The organism is Streptomyces sp. T12 (assembly GCF_028736035.1).
Classification (GTDB): domain Bacteria; phylum Actinomycetota; class Actinomycetes; order Streptomycetales; family Streptomycetaceae; genus Streptomyces.
On sequence record NZ_CP117866.1, the window covers coordinates 40309 to 61944 of the forward strand.

Genomic DNA, 21636 nt, shown 5'->3' on the forward strand with positions numbered 1-21636 from the left:
TGAGAATCCCGACGTCCGTACGGTGCAGCGCGTTTCGGTGTGGGTATCAGCATCGGATCCGGGAGTGCCGGGTCGGGCGGATGCGACGGGGGCGGAGCGAGTGGCGAGAGAGGCATGGAGCGGCAGCGCCGGTATAGAGGCGGCCGACGCGGTGTTCGAGTTGATGAGACGGCTCATCGACAAATTCCGGGACAACCCGCCGGTGACACCGCTGGTGGTCCTTCAGGCCGGCGAGGAGGACGACACCGGCACCCTGGACCGGCGGGTCGCGCAGGTCGTGGAGTTCGTCCGCCAGGGCCATCAGCCGCGGGGGCTGATCGCCAAACGGCTGGACGGCGGAGGAGGCGCGGACGCGTACTCCTCGGCGATCGACATGGTCCGCCAGATGTGCGAGCACCCCTGGGACAACCAGAACCAGTCGCAGTACAAGCCGTTCGGCTTTCCGCGCTCGCGGCTGCTGCGCGCCATCGAGCAGGCCGCGCCGGAGGTCGGCGGGGACGTGAGCACGGTGTGGTCCGCCGCCCAGCGCCGCGAACGGCTGATGCGGCGGCTGGCCGAGCTGCGCTGGCGGCCGGGGCGTGATCCGGACGACACCGACGAGGAGAGGCGCGTCTCGGCGCTGACGGACACCTTCGGTGCGGTGGTGAACCCGTCCGGCTTCGTGGGCGCGATGTTCATCGCCTGTCTGAGCGTGCTGCTCGGCGAGGGCGGGTGGCAGACGGCGGTGTGGGGTGGGGCCCTGGCTCTGGCGGCGTTCGGCGTGGTGCATCTGCTGGCGCGCAGCGCGCCGCCGCTGCTGTGGCTGCGCCGGGCCAGCCGGTGGTTCGCGACCACCACCTTCCTGGCGCCTTCGAGCGACAGGCCGGAGGCCGCCGAATGGTCCCGGTGGCGGCCGACGAAGTCCTGGGAGACGATCCGTGGCCGGGCCTTCGCCGTCGCCCAGCAGGTGGTAGCCGCCCAGGCCGGTGATACGACGGCTCGTCAGTTCCATCTGGAACTGCGGGTGTTGGCGCTGCTCGAGGATCTCCGCGACAACTTCCGGCCCCGGACGCTGGACCTGCGCCGCCGCAAGCGCACGGTTCCCCCGGTGGTGTATCTGCCGTGTGCCACCGAGGACGACGGCGGCCTGTTGCTGCTGCGGGCGATCAGCAACGTACGCACCCGCCGTAGCGAAGTGGACCCGCTGCTGGTGCTGGCCGCGATTCCGGCGGCCGCGCGGTTGCGGCCACCGGGTTCCGAGCTGCCCGGGGAGCCCGGCCTGCCCGCCGCACCGCGCCCCGACGGGCCCGCCCAGGACGATCCGGAGCCTGCCTTCGCGGCGGACGCCAGGTACCAGGAGTGGGTGACCGGCCTCAACGTCGGCCAGTCCCCCGGGCGTTCGGCCGCGCTGCCGTGGATCCTGTGGATACCGCTGTCCGCCGACGAGTTGCGCCGCCGGCACTCCGCACAGCACTCCACCACCCGGATCCGCCGTACGGCTGCCTGGCTGCTGTGGTCCAGGCCCTGCCTGGCGGTGGTCCTCGCCATCGCCCTCGCCCTCGGCTTCCTGGGCAACCGGTGGATGGCCCAGCGCTACTGCGAGGGCCGACTGATCGGCTCCAACACGGACTCCGTCCTGGTGGGCGGTGAGTGTGTGGGAGTCGCGACGGGGGACGTCCGGCTGGCCGCGGGCAACGAGCTGGAACTGTACGGGGCCGGCAAGGGCGTCACCTTCGACGCCGTCGAGCAGGCGATCAGGGCCGAGAACGCGAAGATCGGCCCGAAGGACACGTACGTGACGATCGTCTACGCCGGCCCGGTCACCGCGGCGGACGAATCCGCCACCCGCAAGGGACTTGAGGAGATCACGGGTGTCTACCTCTACCAGCACTACGCCAACGTCAGCACCCACCAGCCGACCAAGATAAGGGTCCTGCTCGCCAACGGTGGCGAGAACATGCTCCAGGTGCTGCCCATGGCCCGGCACATAGCGGAGCTGGCGCGGCGCGATCGGTCGGTCGTCGGTGTCGTCGGCTTGGGGCGCGACACCACGGAGAGCGATGACGCCGTGGAGATCCTCAAGGGCGCGGGCCTGCCCGTGGTGAGCACCACCAACTCCGGCAGCCATCTGGCGCGCGAGCTGTCGAACTGGTTCGGTCTGGCCGCCACCGACGAGGAGGAGGCGAACGCGCTGCTCGTCGTCGCCAGGCAACTCGCCGAGCGCGAGGACGGCGCCCGGGCCGTGGTGCTGGCCCGCAAGGTCGGCAGCGAGAAGGACTTCTACACGACCGAACAGGCCAGGGTGGGCAAGCAGATGCTGGACCGGGCCGGCTTCACGCCGCTGCCCTCCCGCTCCTACCGGCTGAGCCCCAACGGCGAACCGGAACTCACCGACCCGGTCGAGGGCATCTGCGCGAGCGACCCGGTGCCCAGGGCCCTGTACTTCGCGGGCCGGGTGGAGGACGTGCCCAACCTGATGTCCCAACTGGGCTCCACGCCCGGCTGCTCCGGCCGGCACATCACCGTGTTCACCGGCGACGACCTGGCCAAGAGCAACTACGACGAGGGCGAGAGTCTGCGCATCCCTCCGGAGGTCACCCTCTACCACTTCGCGCTGGCACCGATGGACCTCGTCAGCGCGGCCGGCTTCTACGAGGACGCCCACCGCGTACTCGGCGACCTTCTCCCCACGGGCGCGGCGGCGACCGCGCTGGCCGAGCCCGCCCGGCCCTGGGACGACGCGCTCTTCTCCAGCGGCCAGACGGTACTGGCCTACAGCGCCACCGCGGTGCTGTACCGGGCCTCGAAGAACGGCGACGCCCCGCAGACCGCCCCGGAGACCTGGGCCGACCTGCGCTGGCGCCCCAACCCGAACCTGCCGGTCGGCACGGTCAGTTTCGCCGGCAGCCAGCCCTACGCCGACCAGCGGGGACACGGCTACAAGATCGTGCGGGTGACCTACCGCGGCCACAAGGTGCGCTCGGTCACCGTGTGCGGGCGGCCGGCCGGCAGCGACCAACCGCTCTCCGCGCCGCCGGGCCGCAAAGGCGCCGACCCGGACACGGTGTGCCGCGAGGAGTGATCTCGCCGTCCAGGGGTGGGGGCGGTCCCCGGGGAGGTGAGGTCGATGACCGCGCTCAAGGCCACCGTGCGCAGTGTCGGGGTCTCCCTCACGTCCCGGGCCGCCTCATTGGAGGCCGCGACCGCGTCGACGCGCTGCGGGCCGACCCCTCCTGGATCGAGGGCCTGTCCCTCGTCTCCACGGACTTGAACGGGACATGGGTGAGCACTACGTCGTCGTCCTGGGGCACCGGGCCTGAGTTCCTCGCCGCCGCGCTGCGTCATCTCACCTCTCAGCCAGGCGCCTTCGACCACCTGGTCATCCCCCTCTCACGGCCCGGTCGCTGCCACCGCCAAGGCGGGCACGGACTCCGAACCCGCTCGGCCAGCTCGGCCAGCTCGCGAACGAGGACACCGGACCCGAACCCGCCTTCGTCGAGCGGACGTTGACCGTACGCATCGGCATGACACCGGTCGGCGTCCGGACCGATCGGACCGGTCTGGCAAGCTGCAGGCCAGCCGAAGGATGCTCGATATTGCTCGGAACTGCTTTCTATCGAGCACATATTGACATGCATCCTCGAAGCCCGCAGAGTCATGCCCCGACAGTGCCCTGACAGTGCCCCGACAGTGATGCAAGCCACCTCACCGAGGAGTGTTGCCGTCATGTCCGAAACACCCGCTGTCTCACGCCGACTGCTCCTGGGCGGAGCCGTCGCCACCGGAGCGCTCGCGGCCGGGATGACCACCGCGGCACCGGGCGCGTCCGCCGCGACCGAACAGGTGCCCCGCCGCCGTCCCGGACAGAAGTCGATGATCGGCGTGCCGTTCGAGGTCCACAGAACCGTCCGCGTCGGTGTCATCGGCCTGGGCAACCGTGGCGGAGGCATGGTCACGGGATGGGCGGCCGTACCCGGCTGCACCGTGACCGCCGTCTGCGACATCCGCGCCGACCGCGCGCGAGGCGCCGCCGACCGGCTGGTGAGCAAGGGCGAGCCCCGCCCCGCCGAATACGGCGGATCAGCCGACTCCTACGCCCGGATGCTCCAGCGCGACGACATCGACCTGGTGTATGTCGCCACGCCGTGGGAGTTCCACCACGAGCACGGCAGAGCCGCGCTGCAAAGCGGCAGGCACGCCGTGGTGGAACTCCCCGTCGCGACCGAACTGCGCCAGTTGTGGGACCTGGTCGACACCTCCGAGCGCACCCGCAAGCACCTGCTCCTCGCCGAGAACTGCAGCTACGGGCGTAACGAGCTGGCCATGCTGAGGATGGCGCACGCCGGCCTGTTCGGCGACATCACCAACGGCCATGGCGGCTACCTCCACGACCTGCGCGAACTCCTCTTCTCAGACACGTACTACACCGACTCCTGGCGACGGCTGTGGCACACCCGCAGCACCGCGTCCCTGTACCCCATGCACGGGCTGGCCCCGATCGCGGCGGCCATGGACATCAACCGCGGCGACCGGATGACCACCCTGCGCGCCACCGCGACCGCGCCGAGGGGACTTGCCGACTACCGCGAGCGCTTCATCCCCCGGGACCACCCGTCCTGGAAGGAGACGTACATCAACGGTGACTTGGTCACCTGCCTCATCGAGACGGAGAGGGGCAGGGTCATCCGGGCCGAGCACGAGGTGAGTTCACCCCGGCCGTACAGCAGGATCAACACCCTCGCCGGCAGCCGCGGGATCGTCGAGGACTACGCCGGACCTGCCCCGACCGGCGCACGCGTCTATCTCGAACCGGACCACGGCGGCCACACCTGGCGCGACTTCGCCGACTACCGCAAGGAGTACGACCACTGGCTGTGGCGGAAGGTCGGCGACGACGCCGCGAACAACGGCGGTCACGGCGGCATGGACTACGTCCTGCAGTGGCGCACCGTCCAGCTGATGCGTGCCGGGCTGGTGCCCGACATCGACGTGTACGACTCTGCTGCCTGGTGCGCGGCGGTCCCCCTGAGCGCCGCGTCCCTGGCGAGGCAGGGCCGCCCGGTCGAGATCCCCGACTTCACCCGCGGCGCCTGGGCCGGCAAACGGCCCGGACTCGACTCCAGCCCCACGGACATGCCGCCCGCCGGCTGAGGAGCGCGGGAGCGTAAACGCCCGTGCGTGCCTCGCCCCGCGAGGACAGATTTCAGGCCATTTCATACCCCAGGCACATCGGCCACACCTTCAACCGGCGAACGGAATGAAAGACCTCTCACCTCCCCGACCATGAGGACCGATCTGCCATTCCAGCCACTGATTGAATAGGCAATGGGGTCCGAATTCCAGCGGCAGGACAGAATTCAGCACCAGCGTCCTGAGACGGGAGCGACAAGGCGGGTACTTCGAGGCATCGAACACCGCAAACAGAAAGGAGTCACATCATGCGACCAATGACACGTTGGGCAATGGCAGGGGCCCTGCTCACCACGGCTCTTGCGGGCCCTCTGAGCATGCCTGCCCACAGCGCGCCCGCCCCCGCACCCGCCTCGCTGTACGCCCCCTCGGCGCTGGTCATGACCACTGGCCACGGAGAGAAGGCCGCCACCGCGACACCGGAGCGCGCGGTGACGGTGAACTGTGCGTACACCACCTCGGGAACTCACCCCGACCCGCGACAAGCCTGCGCGGATCTGGACCGCGTGAACGGGGACCTCGACCGCTTGGCCACACTCCGCGGGAATGAGGCGGCACAAATCTGCACCAGGGAATACCGCCCCATTGTCGTCACCGTTCAAGGTGTATGGCGTGGTACACGCATAAACTACGAGCACGCCTTCGCCAATCCTTGCATCAAGGAAACTCAAGGGGCTGCGGCATTTACCTTCTGAGCCACCACGGCCGAGGTAAAGCCTCACATCGACGGGGCGGGGCGCACACTGGCGGGCGGCCCGCCCCTTCCGTATGCGCGCTCCAGGCGGACCGTACGTCACGGCAGCAGACGTCGCTCCTTCGCGACCGCCACCGCGCCCGCGCGCGTGTCGACGCCGAGCTTGTCGTAGATGCGCCGTAGGTGGGTCTTGACCGTGGCCTCGCTGATGTACAGGGCGCGGGCGATGTCGCGGTTGCCGATGCCTCGGGCGAGCTGGGCGAGGATGTCGCGTTCGCGGTCGGTGAGGGTGGGGCGGGGTCGGCGCAGGTTGGCCATGACGCGGCTGGCGACCGGTGCCGACAGGGCGGTACGTCCCTGTGCGGCGGCGTGGATCGCGGCGAAGAGCTCGTCGGGGCGTTCGGCCTTGAGCAGGTAGCCGGTGGCGCCCGCCTCGATGGCGCGGGTGATGTCGGCGTCGGTGTCGTAGGTGGTCAGGACCAGGACGTGGGCGCGGGAGCCGGGCGCGGAGGTGAGGCGGCGGGTGGTCTCCACGCCGTCGATGCCCTCACCGAGCTGCAGGTCCATCAGCACCACGTCCGGGGCGATTTTCGCGGCCAGCGCGAGCGCCTCCTCGCCGGTGCCGGCCTCGCCGACGACCTCGATGTCCGGGGCGCTGTCCAGCAGGGCGAGCAGCCCGGCCCGTACGACGGCGTGGTCGTCGCAGACCAGGATCCGCACGGGAGCGCGGTCGGGGGTCATCGGGGCGCCTCCAGGGGGACGGCGGCGGACAGGACGGTGCCCTCGCCGGGAGCGGATTCGACGGTCAGGGTGCCGCCGAGGGCACGTAGGCGGGCCCGCATCGCGGGCAGTCCGTGGCCGCGTTCCGCGTCTGGGGAGGCGGGCAGTGCGGTGGGGTCGAAGCCGTGGCCGTCGTCGGTGACGTCCAGGACAACCGCGTCGTCGAGGAGGGTGAGGGTGAGCGTGGCGTTGTCGGCGACGGCGTGTTCACGGACGTTGGCCAGGGCGCCCTGGGCGATGCGCAGCAGGGCGGACTGGACCCGGTCGGGCAACTCGGGGAGTCGGCCGTCGTCGTCGATGTGGACGCGCACGGCGAGGTGCGCCCCGGAACCGGAACCGGCCTCGCGTGCGGCCAGGGCGCGCAGCGCCTGGGCGAGACCGCCGCCGCGGGCGAGGTCGGCGGGGGCCAGGTCGTGCACGAAGCGCCGGGCCTCGGCGAGGTTGTGCTCGGCGACGGACGCGGCGGTGCGGACGTGGGCGCGGGCCTTGGCCGGTTCGCTGTCCCACACCCGGTCCGCCGCCTGGAGCAGCATCCGCTGGCTGGACAGGCCCTGGGCGAGCGTGTCGTGGATCTCCATGGACAGCCGCTGGCGTTCGGCGAGGGTGCCCCCGCGGCGTTCGGCGGCGGCGAGTTCGTGGCGGGTGCGGATCAGGTCGTCGATCAGGACGCGCTGGCGTGCGGTGTGCCGTTCCATCTGGAGGAACACGGCGGTGGCGAGGGCGGCGACGGCGGGCGGGGCGAGGACCAGGTTGGGGTCGAAGCGGCCCGCGAGCTGTACCTGCGCGGCGACGACGAACACGGTCAGGAGCGCCACGAGCGCGAGTGCCGCGCGCGGCGGCAGCGTGCGCAGGCCGGTGTAGAACAGGGGCACCGCGCACCAGGCGAAGCTGGGGGCGAGCACGACGAGGATCATCCACACCACGACGACCAGCGCCAGCCAGGCCGTGTGCCGCCGAGTGGGCCGTGGGCCCGCGTCACCGGCCTTGGGGCCCAGCAGATGCAGCACGGTGAGCACTACGCACAGCGCGGTGATCCACGGCGTACTCGGTTCGCCGGGGTGGCGCAGCAGGAAGCGGGCGAGCGCTCCGCCGAGCAGCAGGAAGAACGCCGCGTGCATCACGGCGCCGAGCCACCGGGTGTCCACGGCGTCCGGTTCGTACGGCCGGTTCCCCATACGGGGTCGCCTCCCTTCCCGCTTGTGGGCGCTGAACTGGGCAAACACCTTCATTGTGGCCCGGTGCGCGGGCCGGGCAGGTCAACCGATCGGATGACACCGGTGTCGTCCGTCGCGCGACCGGGAGGCAGCCGGAACGTCGACCGTCGCGGCCTGGTTCCGGGTCGAGGGTGGAGGGCGGACGAAGCGGGGCGGCAACCGGGCCGCCCGCCCACCGAAGGAGTCGACCGACCCATGAACCGAGTGCACAAGCAGTTCTCCCGCCGTGCCCGCGTCGCCACCGGCGGCGCCGTGCTCGCCGTCGTCGCCCTGGCGGGCTTCAGCGCGGTGTCCGCGAACGCCTCGGCACCCGCCTCGGCGCCCGCCGCCACCACCTCGGCCGTTGCCCCGGACCGGGCCACGACCACCTCCACCCACCTGACGATCGACGCCGCCACCAAGGCCGCGCAGGCCGCGCTCGACGCCGCCGAGAAGGAGAACCAGCGCGTCACGGTCGCCGTCGTCGACCGCAACGGCAACACGATCGTCACCCTGCGCGGCGACGGCGCCGGACCGCAGTCCTACGAGTCCGCCGAGCGCAAGGCGTTCACCGCGGTCGCCTGGAACGCCCCCACCTCCCAGCTGGCCGAGCGCCTGGCACAGGCCCCCAACCTCAAGGACATCCCCGGCACCCTGTTCCTGGCGGGCGGCGTCCCCGTCACCGCCGACAAGGCGCCGATCGCCGGCATCGGCGTCGCGGGCGCCCCGTCCGGCGCGCTGGACGAGAAGTTCGCGCAGGCGGGGGCGGACGCGATCGCTCGCTAGAGCCTGTCCGGCGGATCAGCCCCTCGCACCCAGGCACGTCACATCCACAACTCGCCCTGCCGGCCGGGCGGATGGCCTCGTGCGGTGAGCGATGACGGCGTGCCCGGGTCAGCCGGTGCCGAGGGCCATGAGGAGGCGGGCACAACGGGCCGTCATCTCGGACGTGTTCTGATCCGGGTGCTCGAACCACCAGCGCATCACGGCTGTGACGGCGTGCTGCCACACGTGGTTGAGCAGGTCGTGGTCGAGCGGGTCGTCCTGTCCGGCACCGGCCAGCAGCTGCGCGGCACCGGCGGCGCCCATGGCGGCGAGGCGCTCACGGTAGCGGTTCACGGCGTCGCGCATCTCGCCGGCCGGGGGCAGAGCCGGGTCGTAGAGGACGGACCAGGCATACCGGCAGTGCTCGACCGCGGTGAAGATCGCAGTGAGCGTGTCGACGGCGTGACCGGTCGATCCGCTGCGGGACCGGGCGGCGGCCACCGAGTCCACCAAGAGGGCGCCGACATGGTGGACGCAGGCGAGGTACAGGCCGTCCTTGGAGTCGAAGTAGCTGTAGATGAGGGGCTTGGAGATGCCCGCGCGCCGTGCGACGGCGGCGACGGACACGCCTGCGTAGCCGTGTCTGCCGAACTCCTCCACGGCCACGTCGACGATCTGCAGCTCCCGATCGGCGCGGGAGACGCCCTTGGTTCCGGCCTTGCCCATGAGGCTCATCCTAGCCAACGATATGACCGAGCAGTAATTTACCCACTGGTCAATTCGACGGACGGCGCAGGGAGAGCGGGCGACATGACGCGATCGCGGTGGGCGGTGCGGAGCTCGACGCCTTGCTGGGGCGGGTGCGGGCAGTGATGCCGGGCGAGCTGACGGCCCACGAGCCGCCCAGCGTCGCCTCGCTCGATCTGCCCGGGCCGCGCGTGGCTCCCCCGGCCTCCCTGGCCGGCGTGTGCTCCGCCGATCCGGCCGACCGGGCCGCGCACGCGCATGGCAAGGCGTTCCGGGACGTGGTGCGCAATCTGCACGGGGACCTGCGCCATGTACCGGACCTCGTCGCCCGCCCCCGTGACGAGCGCGACGTGACCGACCTGCTCGACTGGTGCACTCGCGAGGGCATCGCGGTGGTCCCGTTCGGCGGCGGCAGTTCGGTGGTGGGCGGTGTCGAGGCGCGGTGCGACGACCACCCCGCCGTCGTCACCGTCGACCTCGAGCGTCTGAGCAGGGTCCTGGAGATCGACGCCACCAGTCGTGCCGCGCGGATCCAGGCGGGCGTGTTCGGCCCGCAGCTGGAAGACCAACTGAGGCCGCACGGCCTGACCTTGCGGCACTTTCCGCAGTCCTTCGAGTTCTCCACTCTGGGCGGCTGGCTCGCCACCCGGGCGGGCGGGCACTACGCGACGCTGTACACGCACATCGACGACCTGCTCGAATCGATGCGTGTGGTGACACCCGTCGGGATCAGCGAGTCGCGGCGGCTGCCGGGCTCGGGTGCCGGACCGTCACCGGACCGGCTCTTCCTGGGCAGTGAGGGAACGCTGGGGATCATCACCGAGGCATGGATGCGTCTGCAGGAGCGCCCGCGTTGGCGCGCCGGTACCTCCGTGCGGTTCAGCGACTACGAATCGGCGGTGGCGGCCACCCGGGCCGTCGCGCAGAGCGGGCTGAACCCGGCGAACTGCCGTCTGCTCGACGCGACCGAGGCGCTGATCAACGCCGGCGTGAGCGTCGGCGGCGGCGTCCTCGTCCTCGCCTTCGAGTCGGCGGACCACCCGGTGCGCGCCGGTCTGGAGCGAGCGGTGGAACTGTGCCGGGACCACGGCGGCGAGCCGTCCGCCGACGCTGCGGGAAGGTCTGATGGCGACGCGCGAGGTGAGTCCGTCGGCGACGTGCGCGGCGAGTCCGCCGCCGAGACATGGCGCTCGTCGTTCCTGCGGATGCCTTACCAACGGGACGCGCTGGCTCGCCACTCGGTGATCGCCGAGACCTTCGAGACGGCCTGCACCTGGGACAGGTTCGGCGCACTGCATGAGGCGGTCACCGAGGCGGCACGGCGGGCTCTCGCCGAGGTCGCGGGGACGGGGGTGATCGCGTGCCGCTTCACCCATGTCTACCCGGACGGCCCGGCGCCGTACTTCAGTGTGTACGCGCCCGGCCGCTGGGGCAGCATCGTCAGCCAGTGGGACCACATCAAGGCCGCGGTCTCCGAGGCGATCGCGGAAAGCGGCGGCACGATCACCCATCACCACGCGGTCGGCCGCGATCACCGGCCCTGGTACGACCGCCAGCGCCCCGGCCCCTTCGCCGCCGCGCTCACCGCCGCCAAGTCCGCTCTCGACCCGGCCGGCGTCCTCAATCCCGGAGTGCTGCTGCCGGCGCGGTGAGCACTGGACTGTGCGCACGGGGTGGTCGCGTACCGCCCGTGGCGCCTCCGGGAGGCCCACCGGCCTGTCGACTCAGCGTTCCCCCACGTCGATTCCCTTGATCTTCGCGCCTCTCGCCCTGCTGATCGGCCTCCTGAGCGCTTGAGCTTCCATAGCACCCCGATATCCACCCAATGCCGCATACATGATGGAACGGGGGAAACTCGGACCGGGAACCGTTGGTGACGCGCGGAGGGAGTACGCAATGAGCCAGGTCAGGACGAGTTCCTCGGATCTCCCTCAGCCGTTGCGGGCCTTGGGCGCCGGGTTCCGCCACTTGCCCGGAGCCGGGCAGGTGAGCCGGGTCGCCGGCGGTGCGCTGGATCGGATTGGAGCGGTCTCGCCACGCGGACGGCGGATCGCGGTCTACACCGGAGCCGGGGTGCTCGGCGTGGCCGGCGTGGTGGAATGGCCCCTGGCTCTCACCGGGGCGGCCGTCGCCTGGCTGACCCAGCCGCGCCCCCGCCAGGGCTCGCAGGGAAAGACGGCACAGAACGACATGGCGCAGGACAGCGGGCGGCGGCCAACTGCGGTCGGGGCCGGCAATGATCCCGCCGGAGCCGCCGACGCCCCGTCGGAGTCCCACAGCCCCGGCGACAGGCTGGCCCCCTCCCACTTCCAGCACGACCGCCCTGAACACGGCAGGCACGATCAACCCGCCAAGGTCGGCGACCCTGCCACGGCGTCGGCGCTCAAGAAGGTCGCGGAGGCCTCCGCACACCACGACGAACCGTAGCTGTGAATCTCCCTCAGCTCTGCTGGGCGGTGGCGAGGCCGGCGGAGTCGAGATCGCCCTCGAAGGACTCGACGGGCCGACCAGCCTCAGTCTCCCCCTCCCCCTCGCCCTCCTCCTTGGTCTTCGCCTCCGACTTCGCCTCCGCGATGACCATCCGAGCCATCGGACCGGCGCCCAGCGCACCGCCGACCAGGAAGCCCACCCCCATGGCGACGACCATGATCACATTGCCGACCCACACCATGGTGTCCACCGGCAGCGTGTAGGCCCCCACGACCCGCACCACGCACTCCGCGAGCAGTACGCCACCCCACACCAGCGAGAACACCCGCTCGGCCCGCCGAAACCGCACCGACCCGGCGTGCAGCCGCGCCCACGCGGCCTCCCGGCCCGGGTCCCCCTTCACCACCCAGGGCTTCATACCGGCCGTCATCATCGGCTTGCCGAGCGCCACGGACACGATGATCCCGATCCCGATCGTGCTGCTGACCGCGCTGTCCTTGGCGATCATCAACCGCGGGTCACCGGCCACGAAGCCGAGCAGCACAGACACGACGTTCACGAACAGGATGAGGGCCGCCAGCCCGTTGACCTCGCGCGCCTTCACCACGCCCCACCCGGTCCGCACGGCCGGCACGATACTGCTCAGGCCGAGCGCCATCAGCGTGCTCATCCCGAAGCCGTTCTTCAGGAGGTAGTACGCCCCGAGGGGCACCGCCACATCGATGAGCAGCGGCGCGAAATTCCGCACCGCACGCCGGCCGTTGGTGGCACTTCCCTTGATGCTGGTCCCCGTGTTCGTCGTCATGCACCCAGCTTCCCGGCCGCCGACGGGCCACCGGTAGAAACGATCGTCCGGCCCTCGACATGACAAATGTCAGCACCGCACCACCGCCGCACATCGCCGGAGCAGGTCAGCCAACTCGCCCAAGTCGGCAAAGCGTTGAGGAGCCCGGCGAGCCTCGCGGCAGCGCATTGCCTGTCCAAGTGCCAACCTCGCTCAGGCCCCCGGTTCCTCCGGTGTCGCCGGCGGCTCGGCAGGGGTCGTAGCCGGCGGGCGGAAGAGGACGGCTCGGGCTACAGGCGGGGCGAACAGGGCGGTGACGGGTGCGGAGAGGGTCAGTACGGAGCGGAAGGCGCGCCCTACGACGGGGTCGCCGGTAGCGCACTCCTGGACGCGCCCCAGGTACCAGTCGGCGGCGCGGTCCGCGGGCCTGCCGGCCACCGCGTTGCCGATCGCGCCCGGCATCTTGCGGTCCGCCCCGGCGGAGATGTCCCACGCCTGCCGGGACGCCGCGAGGAGTGCCTGCTGCACGCGCCGCGTCGTGGGGGTCCGGCGTGGATCGGACAGTGCATCGCGCAGAGCGACCGCGCTCATCGCGGCGACGGCCATGCCCTGCCCGTAGATCGGGTTGAAGGTGCACAGGGCGTCGCCGGTGGCGACGAAGCCGGCCGGGCCACTGCCGGGCACGTCGTAGCGGCGGCGGACATTGGCGGTCCGCCGGTAGCCGAACGCCGGCGAGAGCGGTTCGGCCTCGTCCAGCCACCGGTGCAGAAGCGGATGCGGCAGCCTCTTGGTGTACGTCACGAACTCGTCGTCGCCCGTGGGCGGTTCGTCACCGCGCAGCCCCGAGACGATGACCAGATGGCTGCCGTCCTCCAGCGGCAGCGCACCGCCGGCGTGGACCTGGTCGGGGCTCGGGTAGACGTAGTAGCCGAGGGTGTCACCGTCGAGGACGCCGCTCTTGCCGCGGTAGATGCGCGAGGCGTAGGCAAGCCCCGTGTCGATGGTCTCCTCGTGCGGGACCTCGGCCCCGATCGACGTGAGCCACTGCAGGGCCTTCGTGCCGCTGCCGGAGGCGTCGACGACCAGGTCGGCCTCCAGGGCCCGCTGCTCCCCGCGGGCGTCGCCGGAGCGGTCCCGCAGCACCACGCCCCGCACGCGTGAGGCGTCGCCGAGGAGCCCTACGACATCGGTCCCCTCCTCCACGCCGATCACGGGATTGGCCAGGACCCGCCGCCGCACCAGCTCCTCGAGTTGCGCGCGGGAACCGGTGTAGATGTGTGTCGTGGCGGGCGTCCGGCGGAACCAGCGGCCGTTCTGCCACAGCACCATGTCCGAGGGCATGCCCACCCGCGGCGCCCCCGCGGCCCGTAGCTCCGCCAGGATGGCTGGCAGCAGCGACTCCAGGGCCACCTGCCCGGCCTCCAGCAGGACGTGCGGATGCCTGCCCTGGGGGACGCCCGGCCGCGGCCTCGTCCCGTCCGGGAACCGGTCGCGCTCCACGACGGTCACCCGGTCGGCGTGCCCAGCCAGAACGTGCGCCGCGAGCATCCCCGCGAGACTCCCGCCCACCACCACCGCGTGCCGCCCGCCCCAGTCATCCCCCACGCCCCAACCGCCCTTTCCTCCGGAAGAGTTCACCGAGCCGCTCCCCTGATCGCCGCCGCGTCGCAAGAAGCCACCAGTATCCCGCTCCGCAGGACGGGTTGATCGTGTTCAAGCCCTTTTGCGCCTCCCCGAATACTCCTACCAGCCCCCCCGACCCCGCCGTCGCAGCGCATGGCAGAGGTATTCGGGGAGGCGGCGCCGATGGTTATGACGCGTCCGCAAGCGGCGTCGACGCCGGACGGGGGCTTGTCGGCCACGACGAGTTCGACGACTTCGACGACAGCGGAGGGCGGAGGGCGGAGGACCGACAGCGATCTGCGGGTGTTCGTTCGCCGTCGTGCATCTGGTGGCGGCGGGGAGTCGACCGCGGCTTCCTCCCGGCAGGCCAACCTGGTCGAGGATGTCCCCCCGCCCCCGCGTGGCTGTTCAAGCCGGTCCAGGTCGGACCGGCGGGAGATCCGGCCGGTCGTCAGGCGCGGCAGCGCAGCATCTCCAGTGGCGGGTTGGCGCGGAAGTCCGCCCAGAAGTCCGCACCGAACTCGCGTACTCCGGCGTCGGACACCTCCAGTGGGACCCAGGTCACCTCGCCGAATCCGGCCGCCCGCAGACACGTTTCGTAGACCTCGCGGCGCAGGGCGGTGCTGACGATGCTGATCGGCGGGTCGAGCAGCGCCGTGACCCGGAAGCGCGGTCCGGTCTCGATCTCCTCGCCGGTCGGCTCGCAGCGGAAGCCGTACTTCTCCAGGGACTGCGCGTCGGGTTGGTAGTCGGGTGACTGGGCGAGCACGAAGAACTCGGCGCCGGGCACCAGGCTCCGGTGCACGTTGCGGCACATCCGCTCCAAGTCCTCCATGTCCCGGGAGTAGTTGAGCAGCTGGACCCCGATGGCGAGGTCGAAGTGCCGCTCAAGGGGCCGCAGTTCGGAGACATCGCCCACCTCGTAGCGCACACCCAGCGGATCGAGCTCCTCCAACTTCTGTGCGGCGGCGACCATTTCACCGGAGATGTCGATGCCGAGCACCTCCGCGGCGCCGCGCCGCTTGAACTCCCTGCTGTAGAAACCGGTGCCGGAGGCGAGGTCGAGGACCGACTTGCCGCGCACGTCCCCGACCATGGCCAGGAAGCTGGGCACCTCCCCGTACCGCGTCAGTGGAAGGGACTTGAAGCCCTCGAACGCCTCACCGATCTCGTCGTACTGCTGCACGCTCACGTGGTGTCCTCCGCTGTGCTTCGTCATGTCCTTGGCCGCGGGCCCCCGTTGCCGGGACGCGCCGCGGCCTCTGGCAGGCAGTCTTTCCGCACCCCGGCAGACCGACGTACTGGCAGAAGCCACGAAGATGCGGACATCGTTCCGGCCTCCTGTACGAGTGGGCGTATGGGTGGGAGCGGATGAAGGGACAACGTCGGTGCGCTCTTCGCCCGCTCCTCGTGCTCGGTCGGACTGTCCGGCCAGGCATGCAGGGGGCACTCGGCCTGTCCGTCAGCGTGTGTGGCGGGCGAGCCGGGGCATTCGGAGTGCCGGGAGGTCTGCATGGACACGAGTGCGTTGGCATGGACCGGACGGTTCCGGGCACGGCGGGCGGCGCGGGGTTCGGTCACCGAGGGGGCGGCGCGGGCCGGCCTCGCCGCCCGGGGTGTGATCTATCTGCTCGTCGGTGCGCTGGCGCTGCAGATCGCCTTCGGCGACACGAACGAGCAGGCCGACCGCGCAGGAGCCTTGGCCGAACTGTTGCAGAAGCCGTTCGGCGCGCTGCTGCTGTGGGCGCTGGGCATCGGACTCGTCGGCATGGCCCTGTGGCGGCTGTCCGAGGCGCTCTTCGGCTCCGTCGGGCAGGACGGCCGCAGCGCGCGCAAGCGGCTGCTGGCGACCGTGCGCTGTGCGTTCTACGTCTTCGTCGCCTGTTCCGTGCTGTCGTTCGCGGCGAGCCGGAACCAGAGCGGCGGCGGATCCAGCGACCAGCAGTCCCGGGACGCCACCGCCAGGGCCCTGGAGCTGCCCGCCGGCGAGTGGCTGGTCGGCGCGGCCGGGATCGCCGTAGTCGTGGCCGGCGGCTGGATCGGCGTACGGGCGGTCCTGCGCAAGTACCACGACAAGCTCAGGCTCGGGCGGATGAGCCACCGGACACGGCAGCTGGTGGACGTCACCGGCGTGGCCGGCGGCGCCGCCCGCGGGCTGGTGTTCGCCGGGGCCGGCGTCTTCGCCGTCCGCGCGGCCATCGCCTACGAAGCCGACCAGGCCAAGGGGCTGGACGACACGCTGCGTGCCTTCGCCGACACGCCGCTGGGCCCCTGGCTGCTGGTCTGCGTCGCGGCCGGGCTGATGCTGTTCGGTTTGTTCTCTTTCGCGATGGCCCGCTGGCGAAAGGTCTGAGCGCCGTCGTACGGGGAACACGGTGCGGATGAGCGATTCCGAGATTCCGCATGACGACGGCCGGCCCGTGGACGTGTACCTGGACCTCCTGCGCATCCGGATGGACACGGAGGACTACCGCCTTCTACTGCGCGTGGTGGAACCAGCCCTTCAGGCGATCGAAGAGGAGCGCCTCTCCAGTCTCGACCTCGCGCTGGACACGGAGGACGGCGACGAGCTGCCCCAGGAGGTCCGTGACGAGGCCGCCCTCGTCATCGCCACCGCCGTCACCGGCCGCCTGGACAACGAAGTGATCGAGATCGATGTCGACGAGACCGGCCCGGTCAGGATCGTCACGGATGCGACCACCGCGTCCGACCCCGTCCGCCTCGGCGAGATCGCCGACTACATCAGGGAACGGCACAGGCAGACCGAAGAGCTGCGGGGCATCGCCGAGGTGAGTGGGCTGCCCACGGACTTCTGAACGGCAGCGGCAGCGTCATCTCCGTGCCGGGTCAGCGGGTGAAGAGCTTGTCCTGGGTGGAGCCGGTGGAGCAGAGCTCCTTCTCGGCGGCCGTCATCTTGCGGGACTCGACCACGACCGCGCTGTGCTTGCCGTCCGTGCCGTTCGGGGCGGGGCCGGTGATCACGTCGGGTACGAACCAGTAGTAGTGGCCCCACTTGGGGTCGTCGTAGTGGGTCTGCCACGTGCCCGATATCTGCTGCATCACCTGGGCGCGGGAGATCCAGCCCACTTCTCCCGGCCGCACGGTCACGGTGAAGGTACTTGTCTCCGTGTGCGAACTCTGCCACGTGTAGTTGTACGTCGCGGTCACACTGGCGGTGATGATGCCCTCGATGCCTCCCCCGACGGTGACCGAGCCTCCCACCGAGTGGGAGGAGCCCACGGTGTCCGCCCACGACATCGACTGGGAGGCGGGCGAGGGGGTGCAGTTGTAGAGCAGTTCGGAGACCTGTCGGGGCTTGCCGACGTAAGCTTCGCCGATTTCCGGGGAATTGAGGCTGCATATGCCTTCTCCGGAAGCGCAGTCGGCGATGATCTGCTCCGCGGTCGGCTGCTCCTCCGCCACAGCGGGCACGGCTGCCGCGATCACCCCGAGCGTGGTCGCCGTCAACGCCAGTGTGCGGCCGCCGCAGCGCAGCGTGCGGTTCATCGTCATCCTTGTTGCCTCTTACCGTACGTGGGGGGAACGGTGATCGCGCCGCCCCTGTTCTGGCAGGGCTTGCAGTCACCGCCTGGTGCCCACGAGGCTCACGTAATCGACGGCCGGGCTACACCAAGAACGGGCAAAGTTGTACTTGATTCCAGAACTGATGCACGGTCAATTTCATTGCTGACACGTTGGTTTGAGCTGGATCGGCGGTCGAGACATTTGGGACCATGGCCAGGTGAACGGTAATCCTGCTTTCGGCGGGGCGGAGCCGATGGGTGCGCTCAATGTGACGCCGACGGCCCGGACGGCGGTGGCATGGCTGCCGCCTGCAGAGCTCTGGCCGGCCATTCAAGACATCCGCTGGGAGCACGATCCGCAGGTACGGCGCTGGCCGCCGCATGTGAATCTGCTGTTCGGCTTCGTGCCGGAGGATGAGTTCGCCCGGGCCGTGCCGCTGCTCTCCGCCGTCGCGGCGCACAGCACGACGTTCACGGCGCGCCTGGCCGGGGTGCGGTACTTCCGGCACCGGCACTACGCGACGGTCTGGCTCGATCCGGCCGCGGCGGACACGGCGCCATGGGCCCGTCTCCGTCGGGAGCTGCAGCTGCGGTTCCCGCTCTGCCAAGGGCGCGGCGGCCGCTTCACCCCGCATCTGTCCCTCGGCCGCACCCAGGACCCGCAGCGCCTGGCGACCGAGTGTGCCGTCCGGCTCGGCACGCTGTCGGCATTGGTCGAGGAGGTGGTTCTGCTCTCCCGCCGCGGCGAGGAACCCATGCGGCCCCGGGCCGTGATCACACTGGGCACGGGCGAGGTCCGCCACCCGCGCACGTGCTGAGTGCGCGGTGATGACCGCGCCGTGAGGTCCGGAGGCCAACTACGACCGTCAGGGCAACGGCAGACACGAACGGCAGTGAACGTCACCTGGGAAATCCCGGCGCGACAACCGGCCGCGGTGTCATATCAGCCGATCGTGGGCTTGGCGGTACTTCGGTCCGGGACGGTCGTTGGGTCGGTCGTGATCGATGACGACTTCCCCGTGATGACCAGCATCGGCGCCGGGCGGACAAGCCGCCGCCGGTTCGCCCTGGCGCTGGCTCCCCTGCTGGTGGGTGCCTCCTGCTGGCCGGAAGCGCAGCAGGTGCCGTGTCGGTGGCGTTCACGGGGGAGGTTCCGGTCACCGTGCATGCCGCGCGGGTGTCCGCATCGGGTGTGTCGGCCTCCCCGGCCGCCTCGGGCCGTGGCGGGCTGCTGCCGGCACTGGCGACGCGGGTGGAGCAGGCCACGGTGGAGGACGCCTGCGTCACCTCCACCGCCGACCTGCCGGTCGTCGGAGCGGTGACGGCCGTCGTACGTATCGAGCGGGCCTCCGCCACTGGCCTGACGGTGGAGGCGGGCAAGGCCACGGCCCGGTCGGTGAAGCTCTCCGGCGCGAAGTTCAGCACCCCGCGGGTGTCCCTGCAGGAGCCCACGGGCCTGTTCACCGTAGGCGCGCAGAAGGTCAGCGGCAGCGCGGTGACCACGCAGCCGCACGCCTTCACTGCCGGGACGATCACCTCCCGGGGTGTCTCCATCGACGTGCGCCGGGATGCGGGCGGCTGTGAGCCGGGAGCGGCCCGATGAGTACGGCGATTCGGCCTGGCCGGCGGTGCGGCCTGCAAGGGTGGCGGCGGAGTCGCCCGTTCGCGGCGGGGCTGCTGCTGGGCCTCGGCGGGCTGGAGTTGATCTGCGTCTCCTGGGTGGGGCTGGGCTTCCTGCGGTTCACCGGGACCGCGGGTGCCGCCTCGTGGACCCTCGGGGCGCTGTTCGTCGTCGCCGGTGTGACGACGTGGCGCAACCCCGCCCTGCGTTACTTCTCCGGCGTCCTGGCCGCAGTGCTGTCCCTGGTCAGCCTGGTCGCCGCCAACCTCGGCGGACTGCTGCTGGGCTTCCTGCTCACCGCCGTCGGCAGTGCCCTGGCCTTGGCCTGGATCCCCCAGCAGGCGCCCGCGACCCCGGAAGAGGAGGCGTGAGGTGAGGTCTCCGACCCTGTCCCCCGCCCGGGTCTACCAGCGCAGCGGCATCCAGGATGCGGCCCTGCGCCGCGGTTACGAGGCGTGCCGTCGCGCCACCCGAGCCACGGGCGAGGTCGAGTACGCCGTCTCCCTGCTGCTGCCGCCTCCGCTGCGGACCGCCACCTGGGCCCTGTACGGCGCCGTACGGGCCGTGGACGACCTGGCCGACGCATCCCTGCGGCACACAAACCCCTGGCAGCCGGAGCGGATCCGTCGGCGGGCCGGATCCGGAGCGGGCCAGGCGGCTGGAGGCATGGATCTCGGCGTTCGACGCGGACCTGCGTGACGGCCGCAGCGGCGACCCGGTACGACAGGCGCTGATCCACACCATGCTGACCTGGAACCTGCCGCCGGGATTCCTGCACACGGTGTTCGAGGAGCTGCGCCAGGACATCCACGGACGGTAGTTCGCCACATGGCAGGAGTGGCGGCGCTACAGCAGCCTGGTCAACACCCCGTTCTGGCTGCGCGCGGGCTCCCTGCTGCTGCGGGCCGCGGGCCTGTCCGCCGAGCCGGAGACACTCGCCGTGGGCGTGCCCGACGCGGCGGTGGCGTGGCAGACCGCCGTGGACGGTCTCTACCTCACCGACGCCCTCGTCGATCTCTCCGACGACCTGGCCCGCGGCCATGTGCCGCTGCCGCAGGAAGCCCTGGACGAGGTCGGCGTGTCCCGGGCGGACCTGCTGGCCCGGCGCGCCACCCCGGCGTTCGAGGAACTGGTGCGCCGCCTGGCCGACCGGGCCCGCGCATGGCTGGACCGCACCCCGCTGCCACCGGTGCTGCACCCGGCGGTCGGCGTCGCGCTCGGCGCCTACACCGACCTGTACAGGCTGCGCCTGCAGTCCGCGGCCGACGCCCCCGCCGCGCTGCTGCACCGCCGCCCGGCCCTGCCGCGAGGCGCCCGGCTGCGCCTGCTGCTGCCCGCCCGGGCGAAGGCCGCGCTGGCCTGGGGGCTGTTCCCCTTCCCCATCCGGTCCTGCCCGCCGGACCCCGCGTCGGCAGACGCGCCCGAAGCGGCCGGCCGGGCCGAGGAGAGGCGCTCGGGGGCCGTCCAGCGGCGTCCGACGGACCCTCCGACCCCGCACCCGTCCGGCGTCCGCCCGCCCCGGCTGCCCGCCGAGGCCATGCCGCGCCACGTCGCGCTCGTGATGGACGGCAACGGCCGCTGGGCTGCCGCCCGCGGCCTGCCGCGCAGCGACGGCCACCGGGCGGGCGCCGACGCACTGATCGACGTCGTCCACGGTGCCCTGGAGATCGGCCTGAAGCACCTGACCGCTTACGCGTTCTCCACCGAGAACTGGAAGCGCCCCGCCGACGAACTGCACGCGCTGATGTACGAGATCCCCGCATGCCTGCGCCGCTTGACGGACGGCGACACGACACTGGACGTCCGCGTGCGCTGGGCCGGAGTGCGCTCTCGCCTGCCGGCCGAGGTCGTCGAGGCCCTCGTCGAGGCCGAGCGGACCACCCGCGACCGTACCGGGCTGACCCTGACCATGTGTGTGAACTACGGCGGCCGCTCCGAGATCACGGCAGCCGCGGCCAAGCTCGCCCAGGAAGCGGCCGCCCGGAGGATCGACCCCGGCTCCGTCTCCGAGCATGCCTTCGCCCGGTACCTGCACGTCCCCGAACTGCCCGACGTCGACCTGCTGCTGCGCACCGGAGGCGACCAGCGGACCTCCAACTTCCTTCCCTGGCAGGCCATCTACGCCGAATTGCTGTTCCTCGACACCCCCTGGCCCGAGGTGGACCGCCGCGACCTGTGGGACGCGATCGAACAGTACGCCCGCCGCAGCCGCCGCTACGGCTCACTCCCCCGCATCCCCGCCCAGCCCTCCACCGCCGGACCTTCGAAGCCATGACGCAGTACGGGCTTTGTCACGTGAGTATCTA

General features: G+C 71.2%; 20 protein-coding genes. 13 read left to right on the forward strand and 7 right to left on the reverse strand.

Annotation, left to right across the window (positions count from 1 at the left end; all coding sequences use genetic code 11):
- Positions 1–100: 100 nt before the first annotated feature.
- From PBV52_RS00230 to PBV52_RS00240, 3 genes are all read left to right on the forward strand, one after another.
- Positions 101–3061, forward strand: a complete 2961-nt coding sequence (locus PBV52_RS00230) for a hypothetical protein (protein WP_274236185.1) — start codon at positions 101–103, stop codon at positions 3059–3061.
- Between the two features lie 644 nt (positions 3062–3705).
- Complete coding sequence (locus tag PBV52_RS00235; protein ID WP_274236186.1) at positions 3706–5130, forward strand: Gfo/Idh/MocA family protein; 1425 nt, start codon at positions 3706–3708, stop codon at positions 5128–5130.
- Between the two features lie 356 nt (positions 5131–5486).
- Positions 5487–5864, forward strand: a complete 378-nt coding sequence (locus PBV52_RS00240) for a subtilase-type protease inhibitor (protein WP_306801412.1) — start codon at positions 5487–5489, stop codon at positions 5862–5864.
- A gap of 98 nt (positions 5865–5962) precedes the next feature.
- Here PBV52_RS00240 and PBV52_RS00245 read toward each other — a convergent pair whose 3' ends face one another.
- Together PBV52_RS00245 and PBV52_RS00250 are read right to left on the reverse strand one after the other, a co-directional pair.
- Positions 5963–6604, reverse strand: a complete 642-nt coding sequence (locus PBV52_RS00245; RefSeq protein WP_274236188.1) for a response regulator transcription factor — start codon at positions 6602–6604, stop codon at positions 5963–5965.
- Complete coding sequence (locus PBV52_RS00250; RefSeq protein WP_274236189.1) at positions 6601–7818, reverse strand: sensor histidine kinase; 1218 nt, start codon at positions 7816–7818, stop codon at positions 6601–6603. Before PBV52_RS00250 ends, PBV52_RS00245 begins: the two co-directional genes overlap by 4 nt.
- A gap of 234 nt (positions 7819–8052) precedes the next feature.
- Here PBV52_RS00250 and PBV52_RS00255 point away from each other — a divergent pair, with 234 nt between their 5' ends.
- Complete coding sequence (locus PBV52_RS00255; RefSeq protein ID WP_274236190.1) at positions 8053–8622, forward strand: heme-binding protein; 570 nt, start codon at positions 8053–8055, stop codon at positions 8620–8622.
- A 108-nt stretch (positions 8623–8730) separates the two neighbouring features.
- Here the strand turns inward: PBV52_RS00255 and PBV52_RS00260 are convergent, their stop codons facing one another.
- Positions 8731–9327: a TetR/AcrR family transcriptional regulator gene (locus tag PBV52_RS00260; protein ID WP_274236191.1), complete on the reverse strand. Its 597-nt coding sequence runs from the start codon at positions 9325–9327 to the stop codon at positions 8731–8733.
- 146 nt (positions 9328–9473) lie between these two features.
- Between PBV52_RS00260 and PBV52_RS00265 the strand changes: the two genes are divergently transcribed.
- On the forward strand, positions 9474–11000 hold the full coding sequence (locus PBV52_RS00265; RefSeq protein ID WP_274249188.1) for an FAD-binding oxidoreductase: 1527 nt from the start codon (positions 9474–9476) through the stop codon (positions 10998–11000).
- A 244-nt stretch (positions 11001–11244) separates the two neighbouring features.
- Positions 11245–11775, forward strand: a complete 531-nt coding sequence (locus tag PBV52_RS00270; RefSeq protein ID WP_274236192.1) for a hypothetical protein — start codon at positions 11245–11247, stop codon at positions 11773–11775.
- A gap of 13 nt (positions 11776–11788) precedes the next feature.
- On the opposite strand, the gene PBV52_RS00275 is transcribed toward PBV52_RS00270, so the two are convergent.
- From PBV52_RS00275 to PBV52_RS00285, 3 genes are all read right to left on the reverse strand, one after another.
- Positions 11789–12583 (reverse strand): VC0807 family protein, encoded by a 795-nt coding sequence (locus PBV52_RS00275; protein ID WP_274236193.1) that lies wholly within the window; start codon positions 12581–12583, stop codon positions 11789–11791.
- A 192-nt stretch (positions 12584–12775) separates the two neighbouring features.
- A complete protein-coding gene (locus PBV52_RS00280; RefSeq protein ID WP_274249190.1) occupies positions 12776–14131 on the reverse strand; it encodes an NAD(P)/FAD-dependent oxidoreductase in 1356 nt (451 codons plus the stop codon).
- Positions 14132–14636: 505 nt separating this feature from the next.
- The gene (locus PBV52_RS00285) at positions 14637–15377 is read right to left on the reverse strand and encodes a class I SAM-dependent methyltransferase (RefSeq protein WP_274236194.1); all 741 of its coding nucleotides are present in this window, start codon (positions 15375–15377) and stop codon (positions 14637–14639) included.
- A gap of 321 nt (positions 15378–15698) precedes the next feature.
- Here PBV52_RS00285 and PBV52_RS00290 point away from each other — a divergent pair, with 321 nt between their 5' ends.
- Together PBV52_RS00290 and PBV52_RS00295 are read left to right on the forward strand one after the other, a co-directional pair.
- Positions 15699–16538: a DUF1206 domain-containing protein gene (locus PBV52_RS00290; protein ID WP_274236196.1), complete on the forward strand. Its 840-nt coding sequence runs from the start codon at positions 15699–15701 to the stop codon at positions 16536–16538.
- 28 nt (positions 16539–16566) lie between these two features.
- Positions 16567–17001: a hypothetical protein gene (locus tag PBV52_RS00295; RefSeq protein WP_274236197.1), complete on the forward strand. Its 435-nt coding sequence runs from the start codon at positions 16567–16569 to the stop codon at positions 16999–17001.
- Between the two features lie 31 nt (positions 17002–17032).
- Here PBV52_RS00295 and PBV52_RS00300 read toward each other — a convergent pair whose 3' ends face one another.
- A complete protein-coding gene (locus PBV52_RS00300; RefSeq protein ID WP_274236199.1) occupies positions 17033–17692 on the reverse strand; it encodes a hypothetical protein in 660 nt (219 codons plus the stop codon).
- A 235-nt stretch (positions 17693–17927) separates the two neighbouring features.
- On the opposite strand from PBV52_RS00300, the gene PBV52_RS00305 reads away from it, so the two are divergent.
- The 5 genes from PBV52_RS00305 to uppS all read left to right on the forward strand — a co-directional run bounded on the left by PBV52_RS00305 (position 17928) and on the right by uppS (position 21605).
- On the forward strand, positions 17928–18527 hold the full coding sequence (locus PBV52_RS00305; RefSeq protein ID WP_274236200.1) for a 2'-5' RNA ligase family protein: 600 nt from the start codon (positions 17928–17930) through the stop codon (positions 18525–18527).
- Positions 18528–18841: 314 nt separating this feature from the next.
- Complete coding sequence (locus PBV52_RS00310) at positions 18842–19312, forward strand: DUF6230 family protein (protein WP_274236201.1); 471 nt, start codon at positions 18842–18844, stop codon at positions 19310–19312.
- Positions 19309–19701, forward strand: coding sequence for a DUF6114 domain-containing protein (locus PBV52_RS00315; protein WP_274236202.1), 393 nt, complete (start codon positions 19309–19311; stop codon positions 19699–19701). The genes PBV52_RS00310 and PBV52_RS00315 overlap by 4 nt, the downstream gene beginning before the upstream one ends.
- 1 nt (position 19702) lies before the next feature.
- Positions 19703–20029: a squalene/phytoene synthase family protein gene (locus tag PBV52_RS00320; RefSeq protein WP_274236203.1), complete on the forward strand. Its 327-nt coding sequence runs from the start codon at positions 19703–19705 to the stop codon at positions 20027–20029.
- 241 nt (positions 20030–20270) lie between these two features.
- Complete coding sequence (gene uppS, locus PBV52_RS00325; protein ID WP_274236204.1) at positions 20271–21605, forward strand: polyprenyl diphosphate synthase; 1335 nt, start codon at positions 20271–20273, stop codon at positions 21603–21605.
- Positions 21606–21636 lie beyond the last annotated feature (31 nt).

What these genes read in the sequence shown, in the direction of transcription:
- PBV52_RS00300 (WP_274236199.1), bottom strand. Translation starts at nt 17,692, where the DNA reads ATGAACCGCACGCTGCGCTGCGGCGGCCGCACACTGGCGTTGACGGCG.
- PBV52_RS00315 (WP_274236202.1), top strand. Translation starts at nt 19,309, where the DNA reads ATGAGTACGGCGATTCGGCCTGGCCGGCGGTGCGGCCTGCAAGGGTGG.
- PBV52_RS00245 (WP_274236188.1), bottom strand. Translation starts at nt 6,604, where the DNA reads ATGACCCCCGACCGCGCTCCCGTGCGGATCCTGGTCTGCGACGACCAC.
- PBV52_RS00270 (WP_274236192.1), top strand. Translation starts at nt 11,245, where the DNA reads ATGAGCCAGGTCAGGACGAGTTCCTCGGATCTCCCTCAGCCGTTGCGG.
- PBV52_RS00275 (WP_274236193.1), bottom strand. Translation starts at nt 12,583, where the DNA reads ATGACGACGAACACGGGGACCAGCATCAAGGGAAGTGCCACCAACGGC.
- PBV52_RS00250 (WP_274236189.1), bottom strand. Translation starts at nt 7,818, where the DNA reads ATGGGGAACCGGCCGTACGAACCGGACGCCGTGGACACCCGGTGGCTC.
- PBV52_RS00235 (WP_274236186.1), top strand. Translation starts at nt 3,706, where the DNA reads ATGTCCGAAACACCCGCTGTCTCACGCCGACTGCTCCTGGGCGGAGCC.
- PBV52_RS00295 (WP_274236197.1), top strand. Translation starts at nt 16,567, where the DNA reads ATGAGCGATTCCGAGATTCCGCATGACGACGGCCGGCCCGTGGACGTG.
- PBV52_RS00255 (WP_274236190.1), top strand. Translation starts at nt 8,053, where the DNA reads ATGAACCGAGTGCACAAGCAGTTCTCCCGCCGTGCCCGCGTCGCCACC.
- PBV52_RS00240 (WP_306801412.1), top strand. Translation starts at nt 5,487, where the DNA reads ATGCCTGCCCACAGCGCGCCCGCCCCCGCACCCGCCTCGCTGTACGCC.
- PBV52_RS00260 (WP_274236191.1), bottom strand. Translation starts at nt 9,327, where the DNA reads ATGGGCAAGGCCGGAACCAAGGGCGTCTCCCGCGCCGATCGGGAGCTG.
- PBV52_RS00290 (WP_274236196.1), top strand. Translation starts at nt 15,699, where the DNA reads ATGGACACGAGTGCGTTGGCATGGACCGGACGGTTCCGGGCACGGCGG.
- PBV52_RS00265 (WP_274249188.1), top strand. Translation starts at nt 9,474, where the DNA reads ATGCCGGGCGAGCTGACGGCCCACGAGCCGCCCAGCGTCGCCTCGCTC.